Below are 7,819 nucleotides of genomic sequence, written 5' to 3'. Positions count from 1 at the left end.
CGCCCCCACAGGGCACCCGCCCACGCGCCCCGGGTGCTCAGCCCCCGTGGCGGGACGCGTTGGCGACGATCGCGTCCCTCAGGTGCTCGGCGAGGCCCGGGCGCATGGCGTCGTAGAACGCCTTGAAACGCTCGTCGGAGACGTACATCTCACCGAAGCACCTGTGCATCTCGTAGGAGACCTCGAAGTAGTGCCTGCTGATGTGCTGCCGGTGTTCCTCGGCGAGGTCCATGGCCGCCTCGCCGGACGGCTGCTCGCCGGCCGCCACGAGGGCCGCGTACCGCGCGCCCCAGTCGTCGACCTCGGCCTGAATGCGCTTCCAGTCCTCCTTGGTGTAGGTCGCGGCGCGGCGCTGCGACTCGGCGTACGCCTCGGTACCGCCCCAGCGCTGCTCCGCCTCCTCGGCGTACTGCTCCGGGTCCTTGTCCCCGAAGACCTCGAACCTCTCCTCGGGCGTGAGATTGATCCCCATCCTGCGTGCCTCCATGGCCTCTTCCACGGCCTCGGCCATCTTCTGCAGCTTCTCGATCCGGGCGGTCAGCAGCTCGTGCTGGCGGCGCAGGTGCGCACGCGGGTCTGCTTTTCCGGTGGCCTGGTCGTCGAGCAGGGCCGCGACCTCTTCGAGCGGGAAACCGAGCTCCCGGTAGAACAGGATCTGCTGCAGCCGGTCGAGGTCGGCGTCGTTGTAGCGCCGGTGGCCCGCGTGGCTGCGCTGGCTCGGTACGAGCAGGCCGATGTCGTCGTAGTGGTGCAGGGTGCGCACCGTGACTCCGGCGAATCCGGCGACCTGTCCCACGGAGTAGCTCATCGCCTTCCGCTCCCTCCTTCTTCTCGGTACGCGTTTCAGACTGAGTCCTTACGTCGCGTGAGGTGCAAGCCCGGTGCGCCGGACTTACCGTCGGACGCATGCCACTGCACCGAGGTGAGGACGCACCCAAGGACGGCTCGGGCGACCGGCGCACGCTCGCCGTGAACCCTTTCTACGGGGAGGCGAACCCCGTCGCGGGCATGGCCGAGGCCCCGCCCACACACCGGCTCCCGGACGCGCCCCTGGCCCCTTCGACGGCGTACCAGCTGGTCCACGACGAGCTCATGCTCGACGGCAACGCGCGGCTGAACCTGGCCACCTTCGTCACCACCTGGATGGAGCCGCAGGCCGGTGTCCTGATGGCCGAGTGCCGGGACAAGAACATGATCGACAAGGACGAGTACCCCCGCACGGCCGAGCTGGAGCGGCGGTGCGTGGCGATGCTCGCCGACCTGTGGCACGCGCCCGATCCGGGAGCGGCCGTGGGCTGCTCGACGACCGGCTCCAGCGAGGCGTGCATGCTCGCCGGGATGGCGCTCAAGCGACGGTGGGCGCACCGAAACGCAGACCGGTACCCCTCGAAGGACGCGCGCCCGAACCTCGTCATGGGCGTCAACGTGCAGGTGTGCTGGGACAAGTTCTGCGAGTTCTGGGAGGTGGAGGCCCGCCAGGTGCCCATGGAGGGCGACCGGTTCCACCTCGACCCGCAGGCCGCGGCCGAGCTGTGCGACGAGAACACGATCGGGGTGGTCGGCGTCCTGGGGTCGACCTTCGACGGGTCGTACGAGCCGATCGCCGAGCTGTGCGCGGCGCTGGACCGGCTCCGGGAACGGACGGGGCTGGACGTGCCCGTCCATGTCGACGGTGCCTCGGGAGCCATGGTCGCGCCCTTCCTCGACGAGGACCTGGTGTGGGACTTCCGGCTGCCGCGGGTGGCGTCCATCAACACGTCGGGGCACAAGTACGGGCTCGTCTACCCGGGTGTGGGATGGGCGCTGTGGCGCTCGCCCGCGGAACTGCCCGAGGAGCTCGTCTTCCGGGTCAACTACCTGGGCGGCGACATGCCCACCTTCGCGCTGAACTTCTCGCGGCCGGGCGCCCAGGTGGTCGCGCAGTACTACACGTTCCTGCGGCTCGGCCGCGAGGGCTATCGGGCGGTGCAGCAGACCGCGCGGGACGTGGCGCGGGGCCTCGCGGACCGGATCGGGGCGATGGGCGACTTCCGGCTGCTCACCCGGGGCGACGAACTGCCCGTGTTCGCGTTCACGACCGCGCCCGACGTCACCGCGTACGACGTCTTCGACGTGTCCCGGCGGCTGCGCGAGCGCGGCTGGCTGGTTCCCGCGTACACCTTCCCGGCGAACCGCGAGGACCTGTCCGTGCTGCGGGTGGTCTGCCGCAACGGCTTCTCCGCCGACCTGGCGGAGCTGCTCGTGGAGGACCTGGACCGCCTGCTGCCCGAACTGCGCCGCCAGCCGTACGCGCTGACCCACGACAAGGACGCGGCCACCGGCTTCCACCACTGAGGTGTCCCTCAGCGGCTGTCCTCCGGGTGCCGCTCCCCCGTCGCGTACGGGTTCTCCTCGCCCTTGGCCAGGACGCCGACGAACGGCTCGCCCTCGCCCGCGAAGGTGTAGGCGCCGCTCTCGATGCGTGCGATGAGGCCCCGGGTCCACTCGGCGCCCGAGTCGGCCGAGTGGACCCAGAAGTTCATGATCTCGCCGATGTGGCCGATCGACTCGGGGCCCGCCTCGGGCGTGTAGTACTCGGTGACGGACCTCCGCCACTCCTCGATGCTCCGCACGCGCTCCGCGAGCAGTCGCAGCACCTCGGCACGCTCGAGGTCGACCATGCAGCCGAGCGCGGTGGAGAGGACGTCCGGCTTCTGGTCGTACGCCGTGAGGGAGGCCCGGAGCAGGGTGAAGTACTCCTGGTCTCCCGCGTCCGTGATCTCGTACTCGGTGCGGGGCGGTCCGCCGACCGTGGAGGGCGCCGTCTCGTGCGCGTGGAGCAGGCCCTGTTTCGCCATCTGTTTCAGGGCGTGGTAGATCGAGCCGGGCTTGGCGTTGGACCACTCGTGCGCGCCCCAGTACTCCAGGTCGTTGCGCACCTGGTAGCCGTGGGCCCGCCCGTGCTGGCGCACCGCGCCGAGCACGAGGAGACGGATCGCTGACATGGGGCCAGCGTAGAACCCCGGGGTTGCGCCAGGCGGAGCCCTGTGCCTCAGAACGGGAAGAAGCTGCGCCCGTGCTGGACCGAGATCCACTTGTGGGTGGTGAAGGCGTCGACGGTCGTCTCGCCGTTGAGGCGGCCGACGCCGGAGGACTTCTCGCCGCCGAAGGGGACGATCGGCTCGTCGTGGACGGTGCCGTCGTTGACGTGGAACATGCCGGTGTCGATCCGCTTGGCGAACGCGACGCCCCGCTCGACGTCGCCGGTGTGGACGGCGCCGCTCAGGCCGTACGGGGTGTCGTTGACGATGCGTACGGCGTCCTCCTCGCCGTCGAACGGGATGAGGAAGGCGACCGGGCCGAAGATCTCCTGCTGGAGGAGGGGCGAGTCGGCGGGGACGCCCTTGAGGACGGAGGGCTCGACCAGGTTGTTCGTGGTCGTGCCGTGCACCAGCGCCGTGGCGCCCTCGGCGATGGCCTGGGCGACGGTGCCCGAAACGGAGTCCGCCTGCGAGGAGTTGATGACCGGGCCGATGATCGTCTGCGGGTCACGGGGGTCGCCGGCCTTGAGCGTCCTGACCTTGGCGACGAACTTGTCGGTGAACTCGGCCTCGACGGAGCGGTCCACGAGCACGCGGTTCGCGGCCATGCACACCTGGCCCTGGTGGACGTACCGGCTGAAGACGGCCGCGTCGACCGCGTAGTCGATGTCGGCGTCGTCGAGGACCACCAGCGCGCTGTTGCCGCCGAGTTCGAGGATCGAGCGCTTGAAGTGCGAGGCGCAGACGGTGGCGACGTGACGGCCGACCTTGTCGGAGCCGGTGAAGGAGATGACCTTCGGGACCGGGTGCTCGATGAAGGCGTCGCCTATCTCGGCGATGTCGGTGACCACGACGTTCAGCAGACCGCCGGGCAGGCCCGCGTCCTCGAGGATCTTCGCGACCAGGGTGCCGCCGGTGATCGGCGTGTTCTGGTGCGGCTTGAGGACGACCGCGTTGCCGAGGGCGAGGGCGGGGGCCACGGACTTCAGCGACAGCAGGAACGGGAAGTTGAAGGGGCTGATGACGCCCACGACGCCGACCGGTATGCGGTAGAGGCGGTTCTCCTTGCCGTCGGTCGGCGAGGGGATGATGCGACCCTCGGGACGCAGCGCCAGGTGGACCGACTCGCGCAGGAACTCCTTGGCGAGGTGGAGTTCGAAGCCGGCCTTCAGATGCGTGCCGCCGAGCTCGGCGATGATCACCTCGGTGATCTCCTGCTCGCGCTCCTCGATCAGGCGCAGGGCCTTCTCGAACACGGCGCGGCGCGCGTAGGGGTTGGTCTCGGCCCAGGTCTTCTGGGCGGCGGCGGCCGCCTTGTATGCCTGGTCCACCTCGTCGGCCGTGGCTATGGTGATCGACGCGAGCTTCTCGCCGTCGTACGGGTTGAAGTCGATGATGTCCCAGGAGCCCGTGCCCTGGCGCCACTCACCACCGATGTACTGCTGAGCAAGATCGGTGAAGTAGGACGACATGTGATCCCTCAATCCCTTGCAGCCGAGGCGGACAGCCCGATCCCGTCGCGATCGATCACGTCTCGATGTGATCACGCGTCATCGTACTGGCGTTTCAAGGGAGTTGGAGAACAACTCAAGAGACCCTGTGAAGACTCACAGTCATGATGTGAAGAGTTCAGGACAGCTGGAGCAGGCCCCGGAGCAGATCGCGGCTCTCCGCCGGGGAGGGGCTGTCCTGCTGGAGTTGCTGCAGCGCCGTCTCGTACTGGGCGACGTCCTCTCTCTTGTCCAGATACAGCGCGCTGGTGAGCTGCTCCAGGTAGACGACGTCGGAGAGGTCGGACTCGGGGAAGCTGAGCACCGTGAAGGCGCCGCTCTCGCCGGAGTGCCCGCCGAAGCTGAACGGCATGACCTGGAGCCGCACGTTGGGCCGCTCCGAGATGTCGATGAGGTGCTGGAGCTGACCGCGCATCACCTCGCGGTCGCCGTACGGCCGGCGCAGCGCGGCCTCGTCGAGGACGCAGTGGAACTCGGGCGCGTTCTCCGCGACCAGGTACTTCTGGCGTTCCATGCGCAGCGCCACGCGCTTTTCGATCTCGGCGTCGCTGCCGTCCTTCATCCCGCGCGCGACGACCGCGTGCGCGTACGCCTCGGTCTGCAACAGACCGTGCACGAACTGGACTTCGTAGGACCGGATGAGGTGGGCCGCGCCCTCCAGGCCGACGTAGGTGGGGAACCAGCTGGGGAGGACGTCCGAGTAACTGTGCCACCAGCCCGCGACGTTGGCCTCTTTGGCGAGGGAGAGGAGGGACTCGCGCTCCTGCTCGTCCGTCACCCCGTACAGCGTCAGCAGGTCCTCTACGTCACGCGCCTTGAAGCTCACTCGCCCCAGCTCCATACGGCTGATTTTCGACTCCGACGCCCTGATGGAGTATCCGGCCTTCTCACGTGTGATCCCGTGCGCCTCGCGCAACCGCCTGAGATGCGAGCCCAGCAGCATTCGCCTCACCACCGACCCACTTGATTCACCGGCGCCCACGTTCGTCAGCCTCCCCAAGGTCTTCAGGGGCCGAAGTCTGCCACTAAACCACTCCGATCCGCACTCGTGCGGTTACAGAAAGGGAAAGTCTCAGAGGGTGGACCACAGGAAATGATCAGTCAGGACACAACAAGAGGGAAGCAAGAGGGAAGAAGGTGGCGGAAGAAATGATCGGGAAGCGGTAGGTCCAGGTCCATTTCGGGCGCGTGCACGTGCATCTGCCCTTGCATCTGCCTTACGCATCAGAAACCATGGTCCCGCGCCACCGCTGCATCGCAACGACCGCGAACACCCGGGAGTGCCTCGCATGGGGACGAATGGATCGACCATGCTCGAACCCTTACGGCAGGGACTTCCCCCCCTCGATCCCTCGGCCGTGTCCAACGCCGCGTCCTGCGCTCTGCCCGCCCGCTACGAAGCGGTGCGCGAGGCAAGGCAGTTCACCCGCGGCACGCTGGGCCAGTGGGAGATCGGCGACCGCTTCGACGACGTATGCCTCGTGGTCTCCGAACTCGTCACCAACGCACTGCGGCACGGGCTTCCCGCGAACACCCCGCGCGCCGCGGGCCAGGAGCCGCCCGTACGGCTGCACTTGATGCGGTGGACCGAGCGACTGGTGTGCGCGGTGCGGGACCCGAGCCACGACAGCCCGGTCGCGCGCGAGGCGGAGGACTTCTCGGCGGAGTCGGGGCGCGGACTGTTCCTGGTCGACTCCTTCGCCGACAGCTGGGGCTGGCACCCGCTGGCGGGCACACTCAGCGGCAAGGTGGTCTGGGCGCTGTTCCGGCTGCGCACGGACTCACGGGGTCCGCTGGTGGAACTGGCCGACTGAAGAACCGCGGCGCTTTTCGACGCCGCGGTTCTACGCGCGTTACAGCCCGCGAACAGGCTGTAACCCTTGGTAATGCGCCTGATGTCGCGCCCCCGGTGGCGCGCCTGGCAACGCGCCTTGCGACACCCCTGGTGACTTCCTCAGCGGTATTCCCTTCAGCTGCCGACCAGGTGGTCGAACTCACCGTCCTTGATGCCTAGCAGCATCGCCTCGATCTCGGCGCGTGTGTAGACGAGTGCGGGCCCGTCGGGGAACCGCGAGTTCCGCACGGCCACCTCACCGCCGGGCAGGCGGGCGAACTCCACGCAGGAACCCTGCGAGTTGCTGTGCCGGCTCTTCTGCCAGGCCACCCCGTGCAGCTCCTTCGCTGCCATGCCGTTGTACACGTCGTCCACGCCGTACACGTCGCGGTCCACAGGTCGCTCCCCGGGTGGTGCATTGGCTGATGTGACCACTGATGCAGTGGTCAACTGCTCCGGATCATAGCTTCGTTCACGTGCTGATGCATGAGCGGATGCACGGGCAGATGCACGTGCACGCGGGGTGTTCCTGCGATTACACCTTTTAGGGCCGGAAGGTTGCCCCGCGTACCAGTTGAGACGCACAACAGGGCAATCGTGTTCCCTTCCTCGAACGGCTCGATGTTCCCCCAGGTCAGATGGGCGGCCGGCGCACGGCTAACGCGCCGAGGACGAGTACGGCAGGAGGGCCATCTCGCGGGCGTTCTTGATCGCGCGGGCCAGCCGCCGCTGCTGCTGGGACGTCACGCGGGTGACGCGGCGGCTGCGGATCTTGCCACGGTCGGAGATGAACTTCCGCAGCAGGTCGGTGTCCTTGTAGTCGATGTACGTGATCCCGGCCTGGTCCAGGGGGTTGGGGCGGGACGTGACGGGCTTGCGGTCGAGGCGGCGGGCCATGGTCGGTCAGACCTCCAGGAAGGTGTCGAAGGGGCGGGGCAGTCGCGCCCAGGCGTCACGCCCGGCGGCGTACTCGGTGTCGGTCAGCAGGCAGGACTCCAGCAGCCGCTCCAGCCCGTCGCGGTCCAGTCCGGGCGAGATGAACACCAGGTGCTGGCAGCGGTCGCCGTGCTCCGGGTGCCAGTCGATCGCGGCGGCGGCCCGGTGCACCGGCGGGACCATCTCCCAGGCCGCGTCCGGCAGCGAGGCTAGCCAGGGGCCGGCGGTCTCCACACAGAGCGCGCCGCCCGCCGCGTCCCAGTGCAGCAGCGTGTCCGGGCGGTCGGCGAGCCAGAACCGCCCCCGGCTGCGCGCGGCCGCGCAGGTCAGGTCCTCCAGCGCCGCGTAGAGCCGCTCGGGGTGGAACGGGCGGTGGCGGTGCCAGACGAGTGTGGCTACGCCGTGGGCGTCGGCGTCCGTCGGGAGGAGGGCGCATGCGGGGTGCTGTGCGGCGGCTGCGGTGTCCGGGTCGAAGCCGGCGAATGCGGCGATGGTCAGGGGGGTGGCGCCTACTGGGG

General features: G+C 68.8%; 9 protein-coding genes. 2 read left to right on the top strand and 7 right to left on the bottom strand.

The features are described from left to right. Positions 1-37: 37 nt before the first annotated feature. Positions 38-808, bottom strand: coding sequence for a MerR family transcriptional regulator (locus tag FNH08_RS38780; protein WP_152776222.1), 771 nt, complete (start codon positions 806-808; stop codon positions 38-40). Positions 809-906: 98 nt separating this feature from the next. On the opposite strand from FNH08_RS38780, the gene FNH08_RS38775 reads away from it, so the two are divergent. Then, positions 907-2,334 (top strand): glutamate decarboxylase, encoded by a 1,428-nt coding sequence (locus tag FNH08_RS38775; protein ID WP_152776221.1) that lies wholly within the window; start codon positions 907-909, stop codon positions 2,332-2,334. An 8-nt stretch (positions 2,335-2,342) separates the two neighbouring features. On the opposite strand, the gene FNH08_RS38770 is transcribed toward FNH08_RS38775, so the two are convergent. The 3 genes from FNH08_RS38770 to FNH08_RS38760 all read right to left on the bottom strand — a co-directional run bounded on the left by FNH08_RS38770 (position 2,343) and on the right by FNH08_RS38760 (position 5,474). Beyond that, entirely contained in the window at positions 2,343-2,984 is a 642-nt protein-coding gene (locus tag FNH08_RS38770; RefSeq protein ID WP_152776220.1) for a PadR family transcriptional regulator, read from the bottom strand. A 47-nt stretch (positions 2,985-3,031) separates the two neighbouring features. Next, on the bottom strand, positions 3,032-4,492 hold the full coding sequence (locus FNH08_RS38765; RefSeq protein WP_152776219.1) for an aldehyde dehydrogenase family protein: 1,461 nt from the start codon (positions 4,490-4,492) through the stop codon (positions 3,032-3,034). A 157-nt stretch (positions 4,493-4,649) separates the two neighbouring features. Continuing rightward, on the bottom strand, positions 4,650-5,474 hold the full coding sequence (locus FNH08_RS38760; protein ID WP_152776218.1) for a helix-turn-helix domain-containing protein: 825 nt from the start codon (positions 5,472-5,474) through the stop codon (positions 4,650-4,652). Positions 5,475-5,820: 346 nt separating this feature from the next. Here FNH08_RS38760 and FNH08_RS38755 point away from each other — a divergent pair, with 346 nt between their 5' ends. Next, on the top strand, positions 5,821-6,345 hold the full coding sequence (locus FNH08_RS38755) for an ATP-binding protein (protein ID WP_194238768.1): 525 nt from the start codon (positions 5,821-5,823) through the stop codon (positions 6,343-6,345). Positions 6,346-6,500: 155 nt separating this feature from the next. Here the strand turns inward: FNH08_RS38755 and FNH08_RS38750 are convergent, their stop codons facing one another. The 3 genes from FNH08_RS38750 to FNH08_RS38740 form a co-directional block, all read right to left on the bottom strand. After that, positions 6,501-6,761: a DUF397 domain-containing protein gene (locus tag FNH08_RS38750; RefSeq protein WP_322726177.1), complete on the bottom strand. Its 261-nt coding sequence runs from the start codon at positions 6,759-6,761 to the stop codon at positions 6,501-6,503. A 261-nt stretch (positions 6,762-7,022) separates the two neighbouring features. Beyond that, complete coding sequence (gene rpsR, locus FNH08_RS38745) at positions 7,023-7,262, bottom strand: 30S ribosomal protein S18 (RefSeq protein WP_152776217.1); 240 nt, start codon at positions 7,260-7,262, stop codon at positions 7,023-7,025. 6 nt (positions 7,263-7,268) lie between these two features. Then, the coding region (locus FNH08_RS38740) for a CobW C-terminal domain-containing protein (RefSeq protein ID WP_194238767.1) at positions 7,269-7,819 on the bottom strand (551 nt) is incomplete at its 5' end.

Origin of the sequence: Streptomyces spongiae, assembly GCF_009377185.1 — a bacterium.
Classification (GTDB): domain Bacteria; phylum Actinomycetota; class Actinomycetes; order Streptomycetales; family Streptomycetaceae; genus Streptomyces; species Streptomyces spongiae.
This window is presented reverse-complemented; position numbering and strand designations above follow the sequence as displayed.

Coding starts and splice junctions, on each gene's coding strand:
- FNH08_RS38780 (WP_152776222.1), bottom strand. CDS start 808: ATGAGCTACTCCGTGGGACAGGTCGCCGGATTCGCCGGAGTCACGGTG.
- FNH08_RS38775 (WP_152776221.1), top strand. CDS start 907: ATGCCACTGCACCGAGGTGAGGACGCACCCAAGGACGGCTCGGGCGAC.
- FNH08_RS38770 (WP_152776220.1), bottom strand. CDS start 2,984: ATGTCAGCGATCCGTCTCCTCGTGCTCGGCGCGGTGCGCCAGCACGGG.
- FNH08_RS38765 (WP_152776219.1), bottom strand. CDS start 4,492: ATGTCGTCCTACTTCACCGATCTTGCTCAGCAGTACATCGGTGGTGAG.
- FNH08_RS38760 (WP_152776218.1), bottom strand. CDS start 5,474: ATGCTGCTGGGCTCGCATCTCAGGCGGTTGCGCGAGGCGCACGGGATC.
- FNH08_RS38755 (WP_194238768.1), top strand. CDS start 5,821: ATGGGGACGAATGGATCGACCATGCTCGAACCCTTACGGCAGGGACTT.
- rpsR (WP_152776217.1), bottom strand. CDS start 7,262: ATGGCCCGCCGCCTCGACCGCAAGCCCGTCACGTCCCGCCCCAACCCC.